Source organism: Haloarcula japonica DSM 6131, from assembly GCF_000336635.1.
Classification (GTDB): Archaea; Halobacteriota; Halobacteria; order Halobacteriales; family Haloarculaceae; genus Haloarcula; species Haloarcula japonica.
In genome coordinates this window covers 374,895-395,074 of record NZ_AOLY01000009.1, presented here as the reverse complement: position 1 = coordinate 395,074, position 20,180 = coordinate 374,895, and the positions used below count along the sequence as shown (strand labels likewise).

The following is a 20,180-nucleotide window of genomic DNA, read 5'->3' as shown; positions in this document are numbered from 1 at the left end:
CCACATCCTACAGCGCCGGAACGTTTCTAACTCTCGGCACTCCAGCATGAGAGTTATATCCGCTATTGGCCTCAGTTTCCCGAGGTTATCGCGGTCTGTAGGGTAGTTTGGCCACGTGTTACTGAGCTATATGCTACGAGTCTAAACTCGTGCAACTAGCATGGCTAAATCGGACTCCGATAGCAATGGCCTCCGGCAGGATCAACCGGAATGTGCTGATATACATCAGCGGCGGAAGTGGTTGCACTCCGTCGGAAGCAAACACATTGGTTCCTACACCAATGTTGACTACTGCATGGGTCCGTGGGCTCACATCAGATTCCATCTTAACGGCGGACCGCAGGGGTGGAATCCTCATTTGGGTGGATCTCGCCAGCCCCAGAAGGGGAAGACGAGATCCGTTCGTGGCTCAGGCCGACCCAGGTGGCCGACCGAGCATGTCGACCCGGGCTCGCTGCCCGGTGCGACCTTCGCATTAATTCAGAAGACGGGGGAACATATAAATGGATCGTCTCGGACCCGCCCTGTGCAGCACACACACGACGCATACGTAACGTGATGCCGTGGCACGCGTAACCGCAAGAAAGCGACAGGATGTCTATGATCTAACGTATCCTTGTATTTGTATTCTGATATAGCGGTCAGCAGGTGGAGGGCAGAAATCCATTATATATCAATCGGGAGGTGTACGAACCTGACGGTAGACAGTCGGAGTGTACCAGACGCTATGGCGAAACAACCGTCGTGACACACGGAAATCTAACAGTCAGAACGAGCCCACACAGGTCGAGATAGAGAACTATCTCAAGATCGTTGTGAACCAGGACGCGGGTACAGTGGTAAAATTAGGCGGTCAGCGAGTCGATATGGCCTTCCGAGCGGAGCTGGTCGGCGTCTTGCCCCTTATAGCGCCATTCAATGTTGGCCTTCTCGTCTTGCCAGTCCCACGGTTCGGCGAGAACGATGTCATCCTCGTTAATCCATGTTCGGAACTTCATCCGGCCCGGAATCCGTCCGAGTCGGGTTTCGCCGTCCTCACAGCGAATGCGGACGTGGTTCCCGCCAAGGTGCTCTGTTACCACTGCAAACATCTCGTCGTTTGTAGGCATGCGGAGATTCCGCCGCCCTGAATCGTCGCTCACAATATAAGTATGGTGGCCTCCCGTATAAGTCGTTTGAGAGGCGGGATAGCGTGTACCATGCGGCCGTGTTACGGAAGGGACTGGCCAATGGCTACTGGGAATAGTGAAACGGTGAGAACGAACTGACGACAGAGCGTCGATTCAGTCGGCAGTCAGCGCCTGTGGTTCGTCGGTTTCCTCAGCCATCGCATCCGTCAGTCCGGAAGCGAGCGCAAACACCGCTTCCTTATGATCTGTCTTCGATTTGTGGATCGACGTCGGTTTGACGCCAAGATCGGCGTACAGGTCGTGTTCGACGGTCGTGTCTGCTTCGTGTTCGTAATGGTGCTGTACCTGCGCGAGAAGACTGTGAAGGTGAATGAGTTCTTGCTTCTTCATTAGTATCCAATCTTATGGAGTGGAGGGTAATAGTACTACCTTGCCAACGCCTCACATGTAGATGCCGCTCGCATACGAGACTCACTGCTCTCAGATGCAGATATTGAGTCTCTTACCGACGTATAATCGTCTGTATCACAGACTTTCGCCTAGCGGCGGGACTGTTCGGTTTGTGTGCATTAGTATTAATAAAATAATATGAACACAAGAATACTATCCTCTGAGAAAAGAGGGGTTATCGGCCTGCGAAGCGCTCTCAATCATGAAAGACCACGACAATATATTAGTATTCGAACACTTCATACCTGCTGAGGACATACCGATGGCCGTAATGAACTGGAAGCACCCACGAGACAAGACTGCGGCTATGGCGAAACAAGAAGAAGCAACCAGCGGGACGGAGTGGTCATTCATCGCAGCGCTGATGACTGCTGCATAACGGTTTTCTCACCGTCTGGACTGAGTCCTAGAGCGACGGGTCTATACACCGCAGACAGAGGCCGTTAGGTGACAGTACGGATATCGACCGTCCTATTGTGGACGACAGCTCGGCTGATACTAGTACACTGGTACGTGTGTGGTTCCGCGTGGTCCGACCAGTTCGACAGTTCCTGCTCAAATAGACGGTGCCATGCATCCGGATACGCAGTCTCCGAGACGTTGATCGAGACGGTTGTCGCAGCCGGTGACTTGCCAGCCTGTGGCGAAATAAGCGTCTTGTTCTGAATAGCGGTCTCGATCGTGACGCGGCTCGACGATGAGAAATCCGTCTGTCCGTCGAGCGAGAGGACAGAGATGTATGCACTGTCACTTCCAGGGCTACACCGGAAGCGGGGTTTCCGTGAGACGACCAGTCCCTCCTGCTGGACTCGATACACCGCACCGCTGGTGTAGACGATATCAGTCCCAGAATCAGTCTCCCGAACGAACGCTCCGGTCGAGATATTTGTTGAGCGTCCATCAACAGTTACGTTCAGCGTTGACGCCTGGAGAGAGAGTCCGTGGCCCTGGAGTTTCATACTCGTGGTCCGTCGAGGGGCGCCGCTCTGGATATGGTCGTCCGTGGTTTCTGCGAACCCAATCATCGACGTTTCGGCGACATCGGTTGTCGCCCCCTGTTGGATGGCATCGAACGCCCCGAGCCCACCGAGCGTCACCAGCGCAATGCCGGTGATGATGATACTGAACGTGAGTGTAAACGCCAGCAGGTCAGACACACCACGGTCGTGACCGCTTTGGCTTGACAGCGGCGAAGTCATCCGCGAGTCACCTCCATACAGCCGGCTGTCCGGTTGTATGATACAGCCAGTGGCCCGCTGGAGACGACAGATGGGCAGACATTGGTTTCATTCTTAAATCGGACGACAGCATACCGATTCAGTCCTGATGCGTTCACGTACACGCGCGTGCGTGAGGTGTCGGGAGAAACCTCGACGTTGTACGACTGGTCAGCGATTCGCTCTGGATACGTGGCACGAAACGACACTGTCGAATTGAGGCTCTCGGTGTCGAACGTATCCAAGCGAATCAGGTCACGCGCGACACCGTCGCCGACGTTCTCCAGCGCTTCCTCCGTCACTCTCTCACGCTGTGAATCGACCATCTGGCTCCCGCCGATGAGGAGACCGGTCACCAGCAGCGACGTGATGCCGATAGTGAGCGCCTGTGTGACCGCGGGCGAGACGCCACGGCTGTCAGACAGGAGGCTATCGAGGTTCATCCGTCGTCCACCTCGACGAGTACCGTTCGATTGTAGCTCGCAGACGGTGTGTCATAGGTCGTGTCTACAGCGGGGATGACGGGATAGTTGACACGAGCAACTGGAGAGGCATAGTTCGAGCGAGGAAATGTACCGATAGCAGCTACCCGGTACTGAACAATAGACTTGCTACCTTTTTTGATAGTGATATTATACGGCCCTTTGAGCTGGTCAGTAAATGGGACGAAAGTTACGGACGTACTATCGGTCAAACAGGTCCCGTTGTGGAGATATAGAGTTATATTAACGCTTCGGCTGGCCGCACCTGAGCAACCAGTAACATCCCCACCGTTGACTTGCACCTGTTTCTTTGATGACCCCGGAGACGCTCTATCAAGCGCCATCGTCCACTCACTCGTGGCGTTCTCAACAGAGATTGTCGTGGGTCGGTTTCCTGGGCCATTAAGATCTATAAAAGCAATCTTAAATACAGATATTTGTGTGGTATTCTCTGCTAATGTCCACTCAGCACCACCGCCACCAGTTGGTTTTTTGAACTGCGCCGGTGGATTTGTTTGGTTCACTTCTGTGCCGAGCGATGCCGACTCGTTCAGCTTTGCGTTCAGATAGACCCCACTGCTGCCTCCGACGACGCGATTGTGCGTCTCCGTATAGTTCCGGAGTGCGTTCTCGTATCGCTCCTCAAATCCATCGAGGTCATCGCCCCGTGTTTCAGCCGCAAGCCGTCCGAGATCGCGCTCGACGGAGGCTTCGCGGTCAGCAGAACGCTCGATAGTCTCTGCACTCCCGGTGGTCGTGATACCGTCGGTGACAGCGAGACTGTGGGCAAACAGAATCGTGCTGAACACGACGATAGCGACAGCGATACCGCCGATCAACAGCAGTTGCCCGCGCTCGTTGGCTACCATACGACCAGACGCACCTCCACGACGTTGTAGACGATAGAGTCGGGCTCTGCGTCAGGAGCGAAATACTCGTCGACGGTCGAGAGGGGCGGTCCGGTACCGCTGCAGTCGCCGATTCGGGCTGGCATATCGTCGGTCAGCGTCACCGTTTCGGTCGCGACGGCCGCATCAGTCGGCCTCTCAGCAACGTTCTCTCCTGTTTCCTGCGAGACAAGGGCGGTCTGGCGCGTGTCCGAATCACGGTCCCAGTAGCTCAAGTAGAGATTGTACTGGTCACCCTGGCGGTCGAAAGTCTGGTTCAGCATCATCTCGAATTCGGTGGAACTGCCCGTCTGATTGCCGTTGAGTGTCGGTGTTCCGACACTGTAGCACGCCGTTGCGTTGTGCAGCGCTCCGGTTTCTGCCGCCAGTGATAGCGTGTCGCTCGCACGACTCTCCAGTTCTGCTGTCCGCTGCTGGGCACCCGTCTGGAACGGGCCGGTGTCGACTGCCGACAAGCCATAGACAGTCGCCGTCACAACGACGATGGCCGCGAGAACCCCTTCCAGTGTGTAAGCTTGGCCACGCATCGTTACCACACCCTCACGACGAGCCAGCAGACCGGGTCGCACTGGTCGGTCGCGTTGGTTAGTTTCACCACACGAGATGTGGTCGCGACGTTCGTCCGGCCATCAACCGATGGTCCCCAGGCGAGCCGCTGGCCGTGGCCATCAACTGCCGGGTCCCGTGTCCCTGCTTTGAGCGAGGACGCATTGACGACCGTTACATTGAGTGATGCGTTTGTCCGGCGTTGGGTTGCGGTGTCAAGGCCAGCGCTCGACTTCACGCCACCAAGCGTGCCGCTGTGGCTGGCTACATCCTTGTTGAGGGACGCATTGATCCCACCACTCGTATTGTAGCGAATGAGGTTCCGCGTGCCTTCCACCGAGTGGTTTTCGACGAGGTACGTTGCCGCTCTGTCCGCAATTGGTTGGTTACGCTGTACGTCTGGGGATTCGTACACGCCGACTGCACTCCCCTGTACGAAAGCCAATACCCCGATTATCGTCACGAGCAGGACGCTCACCCCCACGGCGAAGTCCTGCGGTGTTTGTGCTCTTGTATCCATGTCCCACACACCCTATTTTCTGTTTGATACGTTCGCTGTCGAACCGCGAGTGAGGTGCTAGCCCACGGCGATCCACACCACCAGTGCAATCGTCGACAGAACGACCGCGAATTTCACGCCTGCGACAAGCTTCACTTCCCGGATATAGCCGGCAATAAACGACGACAGCAACGCCTGTAGCGTCACTGCATGGAAGAACAGCATCGACAGTAGTTCCGTGTCGACACTGCCACCGAAGCCGCCACCGGGCGCGCTCGAACTGCTCGAACCGGAAGCCTGCGTCGCCAGCCCCGACATCACATCGAGGAACTGTGTCTTCAGCAACGCCATCACGCCGAGCAGTGTCAGGTACGTCATCAGAATAATGACCGTCTGCATCCGCGTCCGGGATTTGCGCTCCCGCTCGATGTCGTCCTGATTCTCAGAGGCCTGTGCAGCCGTCGAGAGCACGTCCTGAATCTGGCTGGAGGCTTCCTGTGCCTCCGCGATAAGCTTGACTGTCCGCGCCAGCCGCGGGACGTTGTACTTGTTGTTGAATTCCCGGAGCGCGTCTTTCAGGCTCGTGCCGTAGTTGACCTTCGCGTGGATGGTCTCGAACTCCTCTGAAAGCTTGCCGGAGGACGTCTCGGAGACCACCTTGACCGACTCCAGTAGCGTCATCCCGGTGTCGTTGGCTGACGCGAGCTTCCGGAGGTTCTCCGAAAGCTTTCCGATGATCGCCTTCCGCGAGCGCTGGTTCCACTCATAGAATATCATCAGCGGGATGAAGTTGATGTACATCGGGACGTACACCCAGAAGAACGTCGAGCGGACCGGGACGGCGATCATCCCATCCAGCGATAGCGGGGCCCAGCCGATGACGATAGCCGCGACGATAGCGAGAATTGACAGTGGAACCGTCAGCCACAGCACTAACAGCGGATGGTCCCGGAAAAACAGGTCGGGGCGCGTAAGGATAGCGAGGAGTTCGTGGGTCCCCTCCCGGCTCTTGATCCGGTCGAAGACGCTGTAAGTCCCCGTGTAACTCTCGATGAGCCCGAGGTTGAACACGCCGACACCTTCGTCGACGACGAGCTCCTTTTCGCCGGGGCTCGAACGCAGATAGCCGTCCCCGATGGAGTCCTGCGTGACCGTCGAGACGAGGACTAGAAAGCCCAGACCCGTCAGGGGAATCAGCCCGTACACGGTCCCGTAAATGAGGGATTTCTGGGCGTTGCCCATCATCGACATGATGACTAGGATGATGATGAGAAGTAGTGGAAACAGCGAGAGCGTCATGTACATCTCGCCGAACAGCTCCAGCGTCTCCAGCATCTTCTCCTGTTCCTGCCTGGCGGTTCGCATGTGCTTTTCCTTCTGGTCTTCGAGGAAGGAGGTCATGTCCCCGCCGGAGTTAATGATAGAGAGCATGTCGGTCAGGAACTGCGACAGTTCGTCCGACGGCGTCTGGAGCGCCTGATTCCGGACAGCGGTCCGGTAGTCGGTATCGAAATACTCCGTCTCCAGCACGATGGACTGGAACTCTTTTGCGACCTCACCGTACGTGTCTTCGGCCTTCCCCATCGACTGCAGAATTTCGAGTTGGTTGAGTCCGCCCACGGACAGCGCATACATGAACGAGATCGAGTCGGACAACAGGACGTTAATTTCGCGCTCGCGCGCACTCGCACGGAAATAGGGTATCGAGACCAGTGATCCGAATCCGATGCCGAAGCCGATGGCCCCGAAGACGATACCCGTCACGAGCACGAGGAAGGGGAGTTTCAGCACGGCGAGAATCTCTGAGACGCTCTCTGACACTGGGATCCCGATGAGCGTCGGTGCTTCCCCGCCGGTAAACAGCAACTGGACCAGCAGATAGCCGAGGAAGGTCCCGACCAGCCACAGCGCGAGGCCGGCGATGACACCGACCGCGAGCGCGCGTGCGAGGAACATCTCGACGTTGTCGGCCATCCGGGCCTCCGCAAGCTTGTTCTCGACGCTGTTGACGAAGTCGCCCTCATCGTCGAACACCATCTGGTACGCCGGGTAGAACGTATCACCGAGCGCACCGCCGCTGCCCACCTGTTGCTGACTCGGTGTGTCGAGGCTCATTCGCTATCTGCCTCCGCTCCGGCCTTGGGAACGAACTGGCCGAAGTCGATGCTGTCTTCGTCAGCGCTTTCGTCTGAGTCGTCCATCAGCGCCGAGACGATATCCGGCGTTTCGCGGCTCTTGTAGGTGTTGAACAGCGGCTGGGCGTTATCAAGGACCTGCTTGGTCTCCTCGACCATCTCCGGCGGCGCGTCCGGCCGGGGCACCATTTCCTCCTTTTCCGGGTCGATGTCAATCTTGACAGATTCCATCTCACGGAGGTCCTCGAGTGACAGTTCGAGTTGGTCGTTGGCGATGAGCGTGAGAATGGTGTCGGGGTCGTTGATGAACGCCTGGATGGTCGCCGCGACCTGCGTGTAGGTGTTCAGCCCCTTCTCGATGAGGTACGCGAGGACGACCTTGCGCTTGAACAGTTCCTCGTCGAGTTTATCCTGGGTCCACCCGCGGTCGAACTTGATCTCTTCGAGCGTGTTTGAGTTCCCCATCTGGATGTACTCGTCCGTCTCGGCACGCCACTCGTACACGTCCCGAACGTTGATCTCGTCGTTCTCCGCGGAGTACTCGTTTATTTCGGTCAGGGACTTGTTCCGACGGACCTTGTTGCCGTCGACCCGCGTCTGGGTCTGGATCGACACCAGGTCAAGTGCCGTGAACAGCGTCTTCGAAACATTGATCGGTTCGGTAGTGAACCGCTTGATGACCTCGCCGACAGAGTCAGCGTGGAACGTGGTGTAGGTGGTGTGGCCGGTCGACATGACCTGAAATAGCGTGCGCCCTTCCTCACCACGGATCTCACCCATGACGATGTAGTCCGGACGTTGACGGAGCGCGGCCTCCAGCAGGTCGAACTCGTCGACATCGCCCTTGTCGTCCTCGCCGAACGAGGGGCGTGTGACGCTGGCCACCCAGTTTCGCTGTGGCAGCTCGACCTCACGCGTGTCCTCGATGGAGACGATCTTGGAGTTCGACGGAATGAACAGCGAGACAGCGTTCAGGCTGGTCGTCTTCCCCGAAGCAGTACCGCCGGCGAAGATGAGGCTCTTGTTGTTCTCGATACAGAGCCAGAGGAACGCCATCTCGTCCAGCGAGAAGGTGTTCCAGTTGATGAGGTCAATCGGCGTGAACGGCACATCCTTGAACTGCCGGATGGTGTAGTTCGTCCCGTGGTCGGACACCTCACGACCCAGCGTCAACTGGGCACGCGACCCGTCCGGCAGCGTCGCGTCGACCTGTGGCTGACGCTTCGAGATGCCCTTGCCCGACCGCTGGGCGAGCTTCACGACGAAGTCATCGAGTTCACCTTCGCCGTGTTCGACGTTCGAGATGATCTGCTCGTAGTCCGTGTGATAGACGAACACCCGGGAGTTGTACCCGTCACAGGAGATGTCCTCCACGTTGATGTCGTGTTTGACGCCGTCGATCCGAGCGTAGCCGACGAAGTCCCGCTTGAGCATGTACAGCAGCTTCTCGACCTGGTACTCGTTCAGTTTCGGGTCATCGTCTTCGAGGATAGCCGGCTCTGGACGTGTCGAAATACCTGAGAGCTGTCCCGTGGTTTCGCTTTGCGTCTCCGATTCGATCCCGAACAGTTCCTTGACCTGTCCGAGAACGCTCTCTTCGCCACTACTGGAGACCGAACCGTTGTAGAGGTCGTACCGCGAGAGGAGTTGTTCGGCCTCCCGCTGGATGACCTGCGCCCGGTCGGCGTCGGTCCCCTGAACGATGACGTCGTCCTCGGAATACTTGATCGCGGTCTTGAGCTTGCCCGAGAGGAACTCCCGGAGGTCGATCTCGATATCGGTGAGATACGGCTCGATGACGTAGTACTTCTTCTCGTTCTCCTTCCGTGAGTGGAAGATGATGACGCAGGCGTAGGGCTTGTTGACCCAGTACCGTTCCAGTTCGTTGAAGTGAGATTTCTTCGACTGGGGAACGGCTTTTTCGAGGTCGTAGCGGTTGACGACGGTCGTGTGGCCGTCTCGCGTCGAGAAGAACTCGTCTTCGTCCAGTTCCGGATTCACGTCGACGGTGTTTTCGTCGACGTACTCATGCAGTTCACTGGCGATGTCTTCGGCGGCGGACAGCCTGTTTTCCGTGTGTTCGGGGTCGAAATTCAGATACTCACTTTCGTCAAAAGGGATGACTTCGCCGTCACCATCACGGGGAAGACTGCCGTCCTCGTAATAGTACTCCTGTTTGAAATGCTCCCACGTGTAGATGTCTTTCGCGACTGGTGTCGTTGTCGGGTCGAGATACTCTTCGAACGGCGCTTGCAGTGTTTTCCCGGCACTTGCCGCGTCTTCGAGTCGCTGACTGAGTTCTCTCGGCTCAAAGCCGAGGTACACGCTCCGGTCGAACCGTCCCCCATCGTGTACCTCCCGCCGAAGATCATCCCACGTGTATTCGCCGACCCGTACAGGCTCGTCAGTCAGGTTTCCCCCACCGTTGACCTGCTCTGACTCACCTCCCCCAGTATCATCGATAGCCATTGTTATTCATCTCCCGTTAGGTGGGAAAAAACTTTACCCCAACTAACTGTCACTGAAAAAGAGTTTCCGGGTGATTGTATCACGGTCTCCTCACGGTAGTAAGTGGACCGTACTGAATGTTTCGCCGCCCCTAGTTGTCAATTAAGGAATGACTCGATTCGAGCCATCGCTTCTTTGAGATCGTCGAGACCCGTTGCGTATGACACCCGCAAGTGGCCCGACCCACCCTCCCCGAAGGCTGTTCCGGGTACGACTGCGACCCGTTTTTCCTGAAGTAGACTCTCAGCGAACTCGCCGGCATCGTCCCATGGACATTCCGGGAACGCATAGAAGGCTCCAGCCGCCGGGAAGCAGTCAAGTCCCATCTCCTCGAAGCGCGTGAGGACGTACTTCCGACGGCGGTCGTACTGCGCGGACATCTCCGTGACCTCGTCGCGGCAATTGTCGAGCGCTTCGATAGCGGCGTGCTGAGCCGTCGTCGGGGCCGAGAGCATCGAGTACTGATGGATTCGGTTCATCGCTTCGATGGCCTTCGGTGGGGCCATCGCGTACCCCAGTCTGAACCCTGTCATCGCGAACGCCTTCGAGAAGCCATTGAACACGACGGTCCGCTCACGCATCCCTGGGAGGGTAGCGATAGACGTGTGGTCGTGTTCGTACGTGAGGTCGGCGTAGATCTCGTCGGCGAACACGAGGAGATCGTTTTCGCGGCAAAAGGCCGCAACATCTGCCATCTCCTCGGCCGTCATCGTCGCTCCGGTCGGATTGTTCGGATAGCAGTACACGAGCGCGTCAGCCTCGGCCGCGCCGGACGATTCCAGCACCTCTCGGGTGAGTTTGAACTCGTCTTCGGCACGTGTTGGAACGTCGACGACGTCGATGCCGGCGAACGTCGCGCCGGGGACGTACGAGACGTAACATGGCTGGGCGATAGCGACGGAGTCGCCGGGGTTCAGCAGCGCCCGAAAGGCGAGGTCGAGGCCCTCGCTCGCGCCCGCCGTGACGAGGATTTCCTCGTCGGGGTCGTACTGCAGATTGTGCGTCGACGCCTCGTAGTCCGCGATACGGTCCCGGAGCTCCTGTTTCCCGCGGTTGGCCGTGTACGAGGTCTGGCCGCGTTCGAGCGACGCGATAGCGGCTTCGCGGGCCGCCCACGGGGCCGAAAAATCCGGTTCGCCGACCCCAAGCGAGATGATATCGTCCATCTCCTCGGCCAGTTCGAAGAACCGACGGATGCCAGAAGGCGGCACACTGTCGACCCTGTCTGCTGGCTCGAACGTCATGGTGAGACGGACAGCCGGTCGTCGTCGTCGTGGTCGTCGAACTCCATCCCCTGCTCCTTGTACGACTCCATGATGTAGTGGGTTACCGTCTGCGTGATCTCGGGAATCGGCGCGATTTTGTCGCTGATGAAATGCGACACTTCGCGCATCGAATCGCCCTCGACCTCTAGGTCGAAGTCGTAGTCACCGCTGACGAGGCGCAGCGAAGTCACTTCCGGAAACTTCGCGATCCGGTCGGAAATGTCGTCGTAGCTAGTCTCACGGTCCAGCGTGACGTTGAGTTCGACGGTGGCGCGGACGCGTTCCTCGTCACTCTCGACCGCGTTCCAGTCGACGACTGCTTGATAGCCGCGAATGATGCCTGCCTCCTCGAATTCGTCGATAACCTCGGCTACCTCGCTCTCGGAGTAATCGGTCAACCGAGCGATGTCCTCGGTCGTATAGCGAGCGTTCTCACGTAGCAGGTCGAGTATCTCGCGGCGACTGCTCATACAGTGCCAGCAGAGTGACGCGGACAAAAGCCTTGCTCAATAGTGGGAGAGGGTCACATCATTCGGGCCGAAATACACCAGACAGTTTTAATATCTCTGCCGGTTAGGTGTCGACTAATGTTCGAAGAGGGTGGCCAGCGGGCTGGTTCTGACACGGGATGGGCACACATCGCGAACCACGACAAGGCGGCGACAGTTATTGACACAATACTCCGCCTCGATGCGGACGAAACGTATACAAAAACGGCCTTGAGCGAGGCAGCCGGCGTGCCGCTGAAGACGCTGTACCTCGACGGAACGCTCGAAGAATTGGTGGCTGTCGGATTACTGGAAAAACACGAAGCGGAGGGGAAAGAGACGCTGTTCTCCGTTGACGACGGGAGCACCGCATTCGAGGCAGCGAAGGCCTTTGATACTGCGGCAGCGACGTCGGAAGAAGCGGACAGTTAAGCAAAAAGCGGTCGTCTCAAAAGCCAGTGTAGCACGTCCGTGGACTTTTAGCGACGACAGCCGTAGTGGACGACGATGGTTTCACTCGATTCGGAGTCCGATGTGCTCGGACGTGGGGACGAAGCACCGACGTTCGAACTGCCGGGAGCGGACGGGACGACATACTCACTGTCGGATTTCCTGGACAAGGACGCACTACTGGTCGTATTTACGTGCAACCACTGTCCGTACGCGAAAGCGAAGATCGGTGAACTAAACCGCCTCGCAACGGAATGCGAGGACCTTGCTGTCGTCGGAATCAATGCCAACGACCCTGAGGAGTACCCCGACGACTCCTTCGAGCGAATGCAGGAACTCGTCGAGCGCGGCGAAATACAGTACGACGCGTATTTATTAGACGAGTCACAGGATGTCGCAGCCGCGTACGGTGCCCGCTGTACCCCCGATCCGTTCCTGTTCCGGAACGACGATGGGACGTTCAAACTGGCGTACCACGGTCGCCTCGACGACGCTCCGAACCCGGACGACGAACCAAGCAGCCGGGAGATGGCCGCACACATCAAGACGTTGCTCGCTGGCGACCAGATTACAGCCGCTGAAAAACCGTCCAGAGGGTGCTCGATAAAGTGGAAGCCCGGTAACGAACCGGCGTACTGGGACGCCTGATCGGGGCGACCCAGCGAGCACGGTCCGTTAGATTTCGTTCAGCGATTCGAACCCGCTCCAGCATTCACAGTCGAGGTCGTCGATAGACGTGACTTCGTCCGGAAGCGAACTTATCGGCATCCCGTCGTCAAACTCATCACACTCCTCTATGTGAATAGAAAAGTCGCTACTCGACATGATTGGCATAGTCGATAATACGGCGTAGCACCGCAAAAATCCTCGGACTTGGGACGGTCTGGAATGTACATTAGAGGCTAGTTGTACGGAGAGAACCAAGACGGACACTGTCTCATATTCAAGCAGTGTTCATCAAAGGTTACCGTATGTCAAGGGAACGCTTATTTGTTGATGGCTTTATGGTTCCAGATACGATACAGTACGCAATGAACTTCGGGAGTGGGACAGTGGACCAACCTCTGAAGGAGGCTGCGTCCGTATTGGTGCTGGCACGCGATTCAAGCGACGCCGAACGAGAGGGGTGTGCCGGGTTCCTGGCTGAGCAGGAGGTCAGTAAGTCGAAAGCGATCTGTGTCACAGTGTCCGAATCCCCCGATTCGCGCCTCTCACTGTGGCAGCAGCACCTCGACGACGAGATGCCCGAAGAAGCGATCATCATCGATGCCGGCAGCGAGTTACCGGCTACCTCACAGGCAGCAGCGTCCGGCGCATTTCCTTCATTGACGCTCGATACCCTTCCAACGACAGTGGCGCCGATAGACATCGGTGCGACCGTTTCTCGCCATCTCGGTCGACTGGAACAGGAAGATACGCCGCTGCTTCTGTGCCTGCATTCGCTTACTGGGTTACTTGAGTCCTGGGAGCGCGACCGCGTCATCGCGCTGGTGACTGCGTTAAACCGACAATGTGCCGAGATGGATGTCTCGAGCCACCACCACATGGACCCGGAGGCCCATACGGAAGAGACAGTCGAGATGTTTCGGCCGCTGTATGATGTCGTGTACGAATACCTCCCGGACCACGGTTGGACCGTCACGGCGTCGAAAGACGCAGAAGAGACACCGACGTTCCGGGACACCGTCACCCCACCTGGCGGCGTCAAGAAGGGCGACCCGGAAGAGCCCGAGACCATTCCGATACCGTACTCATTCGATCAGGTATTGGAACTGATCTCCGCTCCGCGCCGGCGCAGTCTCCTGTATCACCTGAAAGATCGGTCGGAGACCGAGGTCCCACTTGACGACCTCGTCGAACGCATCTACGAGCGGGAGAAGGCCATCCCGGCCAGGGAGACGCCTAAATCACGCGACGAGGTGAGTGTGTCGTTGGCACACAACCACCTACCGCGGCTGGACGACCTCGGGATTCTCTCATACGAGACAGCGGCCAATACTGTCGAGTACTACCCCAATCCCGCGCTGGAGTCCGTAATCCGGTACGTTGAACGCCTCGAACTCGGCTAGTGCCGGTCCGGACCCACTCATTTATGTGACCGCTACCGGCATAGCCCGGTATGGACGAAGCCCCACTGCCCGAGGTCACAGAGCAATTCGCTCGTACACTGGCCCCAGCCAGCGACCCTGTCATCGAGGAGATGGACGCCAAAGCTGACCGAGAAGGATTTCCGACAGTCGGTCCCGCAGTCGGCGGGTGGCTCCGCCTCGTCGCCCGGATGGTCGACGCCGACCGTGTCTTCGAGTTCGGCTCCGGCTTCGGCTACTCGGCGTACTGGATGGCCCCTGCCGTTTCCGACGATGGACAGATTGTCCTGACGGAGATCGACGCTGATGAACTCGAAGAAGCCCGCGAGTTCCTCGACCGCGGCGGGTTCGTCAACCGGGCCGCCTTCGAGCACGGGGATGCAATCGAAATCGTCGAGAGCTACGACGGCCCGTTCGACGTAGTACTGATCGACAACGAGAAACACCGATACACGGAGGCCTTCGAGGCTGTCCGGGACAAAGTGCCGGTCGGTGGGGCCGTGGTCGCCGATAACATGATCGAGGCTGGGCCGCTGGAGTTCGAGGCGGTACAGGCGTTGCTGGACGGCGACGACATCGACGCCAACGAAACGAGTCGTGGTATCGCCACCTATCTCGAACGCGTCGGCGACGATCCGGCGTTCGAGACGGGACTGCTACCGCTCGGTGAGGGCGTCGCTGTGAGCGTCCGCGTGCAGTGATAAACGCACGGAGTGACGCCGAGAACAATTGAGCGGCGAACGCACCCAAGCACTATTACCATGTGTGTTGATAACTAACATGAACAATGGCGAAAGCAGACACCGGCACGGCCTCGACAGAATCGGGACTCGACACCGCTGTCATCGAGCGAGCGGCCGAGTGGGCGGGTATCGCCGAGCGGGACCTGTGTGACGCGCTGGTCATCCTACACGCTGACCTCATCGGACGACACAGTCAGTTCGAACGGGAATTCGACTACGTCACCGTTGACGGAACCCGGGCCTACCGCGTCTCGGACGTGGTCTGTGATGAACTCCTCTCGGAGTTCAGGTTCGAAGACGACATCGCGGCTGGCATCAGGCTCGCACACACTGAGCAGGCAAAACTTCTGTTTGCCACATCCGTCCGCGGGGATGACAACTTCGACGCCGACGAGTGTGGCATCGTTATCGGCATCGACACGGCCGAACAGTTTTGAGTGCCGCTCCGATTCTCGCCGACGAAAATGCGGGTGCATAGCTTATGTATGAGGGCACACAACTCAGCGGCAACGCTGGTCCTAACGAATGAGTCTGATGATAGATATTCGGAAGCTCGGGTTGTTCAATCAGATGGCTAAAGAGGGCGGTAACACCGTTGCGAACCACCTCAGCCAGATGACAGGGATGGAGACGGAGATGGAGATCACGAAGATCAACTTCATCGATATCCCGGATATCAAAACACACGTCGGCGACGAGAAGCAGATCGGTATCAGTATCGAAATGGTCGAAAAACCCCACGGACACATCCTGTTCCTGTTCAACGCCGCCAGTGCGAAGGACCTCGCCACTGGGATGATCGGCGATATGGGGGAGACGGACCCCAACGCGAACGGCTTCACCGACATGGAGCGCTCGGCGATTCAGGAGATCGGCAACATCATGACCAGCGGCTTCATCGACGGCTGGGCGAACGTCCTCGATACGACCATCGACATCTCCACACCGAACTTCACGTTCGGCCCCGGGAGCGGGATGGTGGACCAACTCGTCGGCGACCGAGACAACGAGATGGCGCTGATGTTCGATTCTCGCGTTCACGCACTGGAGTCTAATATCAACGTGAAAGTGTACACGTTTCCGGAACTGGAAGAACTGGTCGACCTGATGCAGGAAATCGAAGTGTAAGCGGTCCTAAGTTATTCTGGCGGCGGGCACTGCGGATGAACTTCTTTTCCCTCATGAAAGATTTAGCAGTGTTTCTTGTACCGTGGGCCCTTGCGTCATGATATGCCAGGAGGCAGCCCGCAAACTCTACGACCGTTCCTGTGGCGTGCAGAAACACTGTATCCGGACACAGAGGTCGTCTCTCGTACCCACGAGGGCATCGTCCGTCACGACTACGCCGAATATGCCGAACGGACGGCGCAGTTAGCGAACGCGATCGAGGAAGCCGGCTATGGCGACGGCGAACGGCTCGGAACGTTCTGCTGGAACCACAGCCGCCACTTCGAGACGTACTTCGGAGTACCGGGAACCGGTGCGCAGTTACACACTATCAACCCGCTTCTGCCCGACGAACACATCCAGTATATCGTCAGCGACGCGCAGGACGAACTCATTTTCGTCGACGAATCACTCCTGCCGAAACTCGAGGGTGCCGCCGCCGATGACCCCGAGTCCTTCGAGACGGTCGAGCAGTTCGTCGTGATGAGCGACTCTGTCCCGGATACGGATCTTGATGCCGTTGCCTACGAGTCGTTTATCGCCGACCAGCCGACGGAGTACGACTGGCCCGAACTGGAGGGGGACCGCCCTGCCGGCCTCTGTTACACGTCCGGCACAACTGGGCGGCCGAAAGGCGTCGAGTACACCCAACAGATGCTGTGGAGCCACACGATGGGTATTCAGTCGCCACAGGGGATTCCACTCGACGACGACGACGTCATGATGCCGGTCGTCCCGATGTTCCACGTCAACGCGTGGGGACTCCCGTTCTCGGCAACTGCGGGCGGGGCCAAGCACGTCTACCCCGGCCCACAGCCGGAGCCGGCGGACCTCGCGAAACTCATCGAAGAAGAGGATGTCACCGTCACAGCCGGCGTCCCGACCGTCTGGCTGGGACTGATGGAGTACATCAAGGAGAACGACGTCGACCTCTCCTCGCTCGAACGTCTTATCGTCGGCGGCAGCGCCGCACCCGAAGCGATGATCCGGTTCTTCGACGACCGTGGTGTGGAGCTCGTTCACGCCTGGGGGATGACCGAGACGGCCCCAGTGGGTGCGGTGTCGTCCCTGCGTAGTGACCTAGAGGATGCCGACTACCAGACGCAACTGGACAAGCGGGCAAAGCAGGGACTCATCACGCCTGGGCTGGAGTTCCGTGTCATCGACGACAACGGCAACGAGGTCCCGCACAACGGCGAGGACTTCGGCGAACTCCACATCCGCGGGCCGTGGGTGACGACGGAGTACTTCAAGCGGCCGGAAGCAAACAAACAGGAGTTCGAGGACGGCTATCTGAAGACCGGCGACGTGGTGTCCGTCGACGAGGACGGCTACATCAAGATCGTCGACCGGGCGAAAGACGTCATCAAGAGCGGCGGGGAGTGGATCTCCTCGCTCGAACTGGAAAACGAACTGCTATCCCACGACGATGTTAACGAGGCGGCAGTCATCGGTGTCCCTCACGAACGCTGGCAGGAGCGCCCACTCGCGATGATCGTTCCGACGGCCGACGCCAACGAGGAGACGCTCGGTGATGAACTCCGGGAGCACGTCCTCGAGTCCTACCCCAAGTGGTGGGTGCCGGACAACTTCATCACCATCGACGAGGTCCCGAAGACGGCGACCGGGAAGTTCGACAAGAAGTCCCTCCGTGACGAGTACGCCGACGAATCACTCGTCGAGGGCCGCGTCCCCGACGATGCCGCGCCGGAATAGGAGGGTGTTGCTGGAGTGAGGGCGTCTCCGGCGACAGTAGCGGTTCCTGGGCGCTAATGGTGGGAGTTACTGGACGCCAGTGACGAGATTCCGGACTTCGGTCCGATAAGTGTCGGGCTGGAGACCGAGATCGACATCGACGGAGACCGTAATGCCGTCGCTCAGTTCGCTTTCGACGACCTGCTCGAAGTTCTGCACCGGGTACGCGCCCCCGGAAATGATGACGAAATCGCCGTGGTGCCAGACGGCGAACATCGCCGAGATGTCGATGTCGCTGGCCGGTATCTCGACAGCTTCACTGTCGGTCACATCAAAGGCGATGCCCTCGAATGGGTACACAGCAGACAGTTCCACTGTCTCGGCTGTCTCACCGGTGTCGATATCGATTGTTCCCTCGCCGGTTTTCTCGATGTCGGTCAGTCCCTGGGCCTCCATCTGCTGTTCGAAGCTGTCACGGGCGTTCGTTCTGACTTCCGCCAGCAGTTCCTCGCGACCCACGCCGGCTGGGAGATTGTCCAGATTGGGGCTGAAGTCGACACGGGTGGCGAAAAACACGGAGAGTGCAGTCTGGACCTGATCGAGGGTTCGGCTAGCGACACGCTCCTGTAGCTGTTCGTCGACGTACTGGACCGTACTGGAGACGGCCTCGACCGAAACCGGGCCGTAGCTCCGGTCGAACACTGTTTCCGAGGACTGGTCCGTTCGGGTCCAGCCGCCGTCTTCAAGGCGCTGTTTCGGAACGTCCGGTGGTGGTGCCTCGGCTGCGGCCAGAAACGAACATCCCGCAAGCCCGGCGGTTCCGAGGGTGGCTCCGGCAAGCAGGTAGTCTCGACGATTCATGTTCGAGGAAGGCCACAGCCGTGCAAAAGCGTACTGGCCGATTATCAGGCTTTTCGGAGAAACAACTACGACGGTGTTTGGCGGAGTTCCACGGAGTATATGAGTACACAAACCATGATAATTCCCATGGACTTGCTATCCGAGAAACTCGTTCCGGAGCACGCACACGAGGTCAAGGAAGAGGCTCGGGAGTTCGCCGCGGAGCATATCGAACCAGTTGCGGGGGAATACTACGCGTCCGGGGAGTATCCCTGGGATGTGCTCGAAGCAGCCAGGGAGGCCGGCCTCGTTGCCCAGGATATCGGCGAGGAGTGGGGCGGGAGCGGCTACGACCTCCAGCAGATGCTTGCGATGGCAGAGGAGCTGTACAAAGCCGACGCAGGGATCGCGCTGACGATCCAGCTCGCCAGCTTCGGGGCAGAGATCGTCGAGGACCACGGCGCGGACTGGCAGAAAGAGGAGTATCTTGAACCCGTCGCAGCCGGCGACCAGCTCACCGGCCTCGCCGTCTCCGAGCCAGAGACGGGGAGCGACCTCGCCGGGATGACGACGGCTGCCGAGAAGGACGGCGACGAGTGGGTACTCAACGGCGAAAAGTACTGGATCGGCAACGGCGTCGAAGCGGACTGGGTGACGCTGTACGCCAAGACGGGTGCCGACCCGAACGACCGCTACGGGAACTACTCGATGTTCATCGTTCCGACGGACGCCGACGGCTACCACGCCGAGCATATCCCCGAAAAGATGGGCTTCCGGGCGTCCAAGCAGGCCCACATCGTGCTCGACGACTGCCGGATTCCGGAGGAGAACCTCATCGGCGTCGAAGGGGCCGGCTTCTACATGCTCGCCGAGTTCTTCAATCACGGCCGCGTCGTCGTCGGCGGGCACGGCATCGGCCTTGCCGCGGCGGCCATCGAAGAAGCATGGGAGTTCGTCCACGACCGCGAGGCCTTCGGCAAGACCGTCGACGAGTTCCAGGCGGTCCAGCACAAACTGGCCGACATGCAACTCGGTCTCCAGTCCGCCCGAGCGCTCACGTGGCACGCGGCCGAGCGCGTCGCCAACCAAGAGAACGCCAGCTACTGGGCTGCGCTGGCCAAGACAAAGGCGACCGAAGCCGCAATGGACTGTGCGGAGAAAGGAATGCAACTCCACGGAGGTCGGTCGGTGCTGACGGAGAACCGGATTTCCCGCGTGTACCGCGACGTCCGGATTCCGGTCATCTACGAGGGAGCCAACGACATCCAGCGGAACCTCATCTACAACCAAGCCCCGATGTAATAGAGAGGGCTCGGACGATCACTGTCGATTGATCGATTGCGTCGCAAACGACGTGTTTTTCGCGGGAACACCACCCTTCGAGTGTTCTCTGACAAATCCTAGCTGCCCTTATCATTGTACGACAGTGCATTATTCGATGGCCTGAACAGCACAGGCACGCCGAACGGGACGGTTGCTGTGTCGCTGTAGGGATCAGATCAGTGATACTGGGTCAGTACACCACCCTACAAGTGTTCTGACAGCCCTATACAAGTGACCCGACACCACC

Annotated in this window: 22 protein-coding genes and 1 rRNA gene; 9 read left to right on the top strand and 14 right to left on the bottom strand. The window is 58.5% G+C overall.

Annotation, left to right across the window (positions count from 1 at the left end; genetic code table 11):
* The 3 genes from C444_RS07325 to C444_RS07315 form a co-directional block, all read right to left on the bottom strand.
* Positions 1-212, bottom strand: a 16S ribosomal RNA gene (locus C444_RS07325); the annotation flags it as partial.
* Positions 213-845: 633 nt separating this feature from the next.
* Positions 846-1,142 carry a translation initiation factor eIF-1A gene (locus C444_RS07320; RefSeq protein WP_049909223.1) on the bottom strand — a complete coding sequence of 99 codons (297 nt, stop codon included), beginning with the start codon at positions 1,140-1,142 and terminating at the stop codon, positions 846-848.
* A 141-nt stretch (positions 1,143-1,283) separates the two neighbouring features.
* Positions 1,284-1,520 (bottom strand): UPF0058 family protein, encoded by a 237-nt coding sequence (locus C444_RS07315; protein WP_004591949.1) that lies wholly within the window; start codon positions 1,518-1,520, stop codon positions 1,284-1,286.
* A 262-nt stretch (positions 1,521-1,782) separates the two neighbouring features.
* On the opposite strand from C444_RS07315, the gene C444_RS22250 reads away from it, so the two are divergent.
* On the top strand, positions 1,783-1,959 hold the full coding sequence (locus C444_RS22250) for a hypothetical protein (protein WP_004591948.1): 177 nt from the start codon (positions 1,783-1,785) through the stop codon (positions 1,957-1,959).
* Between the two features lie 64 nt (positions 1,960-2,023).
* On the opposite strand, the gene C444_RS07310 is transcribed toward C444_RS22250, so the two are convergent.
* The 9 genes from C444_RS07310 to C444_RS07270 form a co-directional block, all read right to left on the bottom strand.
* Positions 2,024-2,779, bottom strand: coding sequence for a DUF7289 family protein (locus C444_RS07310; RefSeq protein ID WP_049909221.1), 756 nt, complete (start codon positions 2,777-2,779; stop codon positions 2,024-2,026).
* Positions 2,776-3,240, bottom strand: coding sequence for a DUF7266 family protein (locus C444_RS07305; protein ID WP_004591946.1), 465 nt, complete (start codon positions 3,238-3,240; stop codon positions 2,776-2,778). The genes C444_RS07310 and C444_RS07305 overlap by 4 nt, the downstream gene beginning before the upstream one ends.
* Positions 3,237-4,148, bottom strand: a complete 912-nt coding sequence (locus C444_RS07300) for a hypothetical protein (protein WP_004591945.1) — start codon at positions 4,146-4,148, stop codon at positions 3,237-3,239. Before C444_RS07300 ends, C444_RS07305 begins: the two co-directional genes overlap by 4 nt.
* Complete coding sequence (locus C444_RS07295) at positions 4,142-4,714, bottom strand: DUF7288 family protein (RefSeq protein ID WP_004591944.1); 573 nt, start codon at positions 4,712-4,714, stop codon at positions 4,142-4,144. Before C444_RS07295 ends, C444_RS07300 begins: the two co-directional genes overlap by 7 nt.
* Positions 4,715-4,716: 2 nt before the next feature.
* Complete coding sequence (locus C444_RS07290; RefSeq protein ID WP_004591943.1) at positions 4,717-5,253, bottom strand: DUF7287 family protein; 537 nt, start codon at positions 5,251-5,253, stop codon at positions 4,717-4,719.
* 57 nt (positions 5,254-5,310) lie between these two features.
* A complete protein-coding gene (locus C444_RS07285) occupies positions 5,311-7,347 on the bottom strand; it encodes a type II secretion system F family protein (RefSeq protein WP_004591942.1) in 2,037 nt (678 codons plus the stop codon).
* Positions 7,344-9,836 carry a type II/IV secretion system ATPase subunit gene (locus C444_RS07280; RefSeq protein ID WP_004591941.1) on the bottom strand — a complete coding sequence of 831 codons (2,493 nt, stop codon included), beginning with the start codon at positions 9,834-9,836 and terminating at the stop codon, positions 7,344-7,346. Before C444_RS07280 ends, C444_RS07285 begins: the two co-directional genes overlap by 4 nt.
* Positions 9,837-9,973: 137 nt before the next feature.
* On the bottom strand, positions 9,974-11,119 hold the full coding sequence (locus tag C444_RS07275) for a pyridoxal phosphate-dependent aminotransferase (protein WP_004591940.1): 1,146 nt from the start codon (positions 11,117-11,119) through the stop codon (positions 9,974-9,976).
* A complete protein-coding gene (locus C444_RS07270) occupies positions 11,116-11,610 on the bottom strand; it encodes an Lrp/AsnC family transcriptional regulator (protein WP_004591939.1) in 495 nt (164 codons plus the stop codon). Before C444_RS07270 ends, C444_RS07275 begins: the two co-directional genes overlap by 4 nt.
* A gap of 117 nt (positions 11,611-11,727) precedes the next feature.
* Here C444_RS07270 and C444_RS07265 point away from each other — a divergent pair, with 117 nt between their 5' ends.
* Positions 11,728-12,060, top strand: a complete 333-nt coding sequence (locus tag C444_RS07265; protein WP_004591938.1) for a hypothetical protein — start codon at positions 11,728-11,730, stop codon at positions 12,058-12,060.
* A gap of 75 nt (positions 12,061-12,135) precedes the next feature.
* Entirely contained in the window at positions 12,136-12,726 is a 591-nt protein-coding gene (locus tag C444_RS07260) for a thioredoxin family protein (protein ID WP_004591937.1), read from the top strand.
* A 27-nt stretch (positions 12,727-12,753) separates the two neighbouring features.
* On the opposite strand, the gene C444_RS22245 is transcribed toward C444_RS07260, so the two are convergent.
* Positions 12,754-12,912: a hypothetical protein gene (locus C444_RS22245; protein ID WP_004591936.1), complete on the bottom strand. Its 159-nt coding sequence runs from the start codon at positions 12,910-12,912 to the stop codon at positions 12,754-12,756.
* A 197-nt stretch (positions 12,913-13,109) separates the two neighbouring features.
* Here C444_RS22245 and C444_RS07255 point away from each other — a divergent pair, with 197 nt between their 5' ends.
* The 5 genes from C444_RS07255 to C444_RS07235 all read left to right on the top strand — a co-directional run bounded on the left by C444_RS07255 (position 13,110) and on the right by C444_RS07235 (position 17,791).
* Positions 13,110-14,147 carry a DUF7504 family protein gene (locus C444_RS07255; protein WP_004591935.1) on the top strand — a complete coding sequence of 346 codons (1,038 nt, stop codon included), beginning with the start codon at positions 13,110-13,112 and terminating at the stop codon, positions 14,145-14,147.
* Between the two features lie 50 nt (positions 14,148-14,197).
* The gene (locus tag C444_RS07250; RefSeq protein WP_004591934.1) at positions 14,198-14,866 is read left to right on the top strand and encodes an O-methyltransferase; all 669 of its coding nucleotides are present in this window, start codon (positions 14,198-14,200) and stop codon (positions 14,864-14,866) included.
* An 86-nt stretch (positions 14,867-14,952) separates the two neighbouring features.
* On the top strand, positions 14,953-15,345 hold the full coding sequence (locus tag C444_RS07245; RefSeq protein ID WP_004591933.1) for a hypothetical protein: 393 nt from the start codon (positions 14,953-14,955) through the stop codon (positions 15,343-15,345).
* An 88-nt stretch (positions 15,346-15,433) separates the two neighbouring features.
* Entirely contained in the window at positions 15,434-16,036 is a 603-nt protein-coding gene (locus tag C444_RS07240; RefSeq protein WP_049909218.1) for a chemotaxis protein CheC, read from the top strand.
* Between the two features lie 102 nt (positions 16,037-16,138).
* The gene (locus tag C444_RS07235; RefSeq protein ID WP_004591931.1) at positions 16,139-17,791 is read left to right on the top strand and encodes a long-chain fatty acid--CoA ligase; all 1,653 of its coding nucleotides are present in this window, start codon (positions 16,139-16,141) and stop codon (positions 17,789-17,791) included.
* Between the two features lie 66 nt (positions 17,792-17,857).
* On the opposite strand, the gene C444_RS07230 is transcribed toward C444_RS07235, so the two are convergent.
* Positions 17,858-18,631, bottom strand: a complete 774-nt coding sequence (locus tag C444_RS07230; protein WP_004591930.1) for a DUF6517 family protein — start codon at positions 18,629-18,631, stop codon at positions 17,858-17,860.
* 126 nt (positions 18,632-18,757) lie between these two features.
* On the opposite strand from C444_RS07230, the gene C444_RS07225 reads away from it, so the two are divergent.
* The gene (locus tag C444_RS07225; protein WP_004591929.1) at positions 18,758-19,912 is read left to right on the top strand and encodes an acyl-CoA dehydrogenase family protein; all 1,155 of its coding nucleotides are present in this window, start codon (positions 18,758-18,760) and stop codon (positions 19,910-19,912) included.
* Positions 19,913-20,180: the final 268 nt, after the last annotated feature.

Coding starts and splice junctions, on each gene's coding strand:
- C444_RS07315 (WP_004591949.1), bottom strand. CDS start 1,520: ATGAAGAAGCAAGAACTCATTCACCTTCACAGTCTTCTCGCGCAGGTA.
- C444_RS22250 (WP_004591948.1), top strand. CDS start 1,783: ATGAAAGACCACGACAATATATTAGTATTCGAACACTTCATACCTGCT.
- C444_RS07310 (WP_049909221.1), bottom strand. CDS start 2,779: ATGACTTCGCCGCTGTCAAGCCAAAGCGGTCACGACCGTGGTGTGTCT.
- C444_RS07305 (WP_004591946.1), bottom strand. CDS start 3,240: ATGAACCTCGATAGCCTCCTGTCTGACAGCCGTGGCGTCTCGCCCGCG.
- C444_RS07300 (WP_004591945.1), bottom strand. CDS start 4,148: ATGGTAGCCAACGAGCGCGGGCAACTGCTGTTGATCGGCGGTATCGCT.
- C444_RS07295 (WP_004591944.1), bottom strand. CDS start 4,714: ATGCGTGGCCAAGCTTACACACTGGAAGGGGTTCTCGCGGCCATCGTC.
- C444_RS07290 (WP_004591943.1), bottom strand. CDS start 5,253: ATGGATACAAGAGCACAAACACCGCAGGACTTCGCCGTGGGGGTGAGC.
- C444_RS07285 (WP_004591942.1), bottom strand. CDS start 7,347: ATGAGCCTCGACACACCGAGTCAGCAACAGGTGGGCAGCGGCGGTGCG.
- C444_RS07280 (WP_004591941.1), bottom strand. CDS start 9,836: ATGGCTATCGATGATACTGGGGGAGGTGAGTCAGAGCAGGTCAACGGT.
- C444_RS07275 (WP_004591940.1), bottom strand. CDS start 11,119: ATGACGTTCGAGCCAGCAGACAGGGTCGACAGTGTGCCGCCTTCTGGC.
- C444_RS07270 (WP_004591939.1), bottom strand. CDS start 11,610: ATGAGCAGTCGCCGCGAGATACTCGACCTGCTACGTGAGAACGCTCGC.
- C444_RS07265 (WP_004591938.1), top strand. CDS start 11,728: ATGTTCGAAGAGGGTGGCCAGCGGGCTGGTTCTGACACGGGATGGGCA.
- C444_RS07260 (WP_004591937.1), top strand. CDS start 12,136: ATGGTTTCACTCGATTCGGAGTCCGATGTGCTCGGACGTGGGGACGAA.
- C444_RS22245 (WP_004591936.1), bottom strand. CDS start 12,912: ATGCCAATCATGTCGAGTAGCGACTTTTCTATTCACATAGAGGAGTGT.
- C444_RS07255 (WP_004591935.1), top strand. CDS start 13,110: ATGAACTTCGGGAGTGGGACAGTGGACCAACCTCTGAAGGAGGCTGCG.
- C444_RS07250 (WP_004591934.1), top strand. CDS start 14,198: ATGGACGAAGCCCCACTGCCCGAGGTCACAGAGCAATTCGCTCGTACA.
- C444_RS07245 (WP_004591933.1), top strand. CDS start 14,953: ATGGCGAAAGCAGACACCGGCACGGCCTCGACAGAATCGGGACTCGAC.
- C444_RS07240 (WP_049909218.1), top strand. CDS start 15,434: ATGAGTCTGATGATAGATATTCGGAAGCTCGGGTTGTTCAATCAGATG.
- C444_RS07235 (WP_004591931.1), top strand. CDS start 16,139: ATGCCAGGAGGCAGCCCGCAAACTCTACGACCGTTCCTGTGGCGTGCA.
- C444_RS07230 (WP_004591930.1), bottom strand. CDS start 18,631: ATGAATCGTCGAGACTACCTGCTTGCCGGAGCCACCCTCGGAACCGCC.
- C444_RS07225 (WP_004591929.1), top strand. CDS start 18,758: ATGGACTTGCTATCCGAGAAACTCGTTCCGGAGCACGCACACGAGGTC.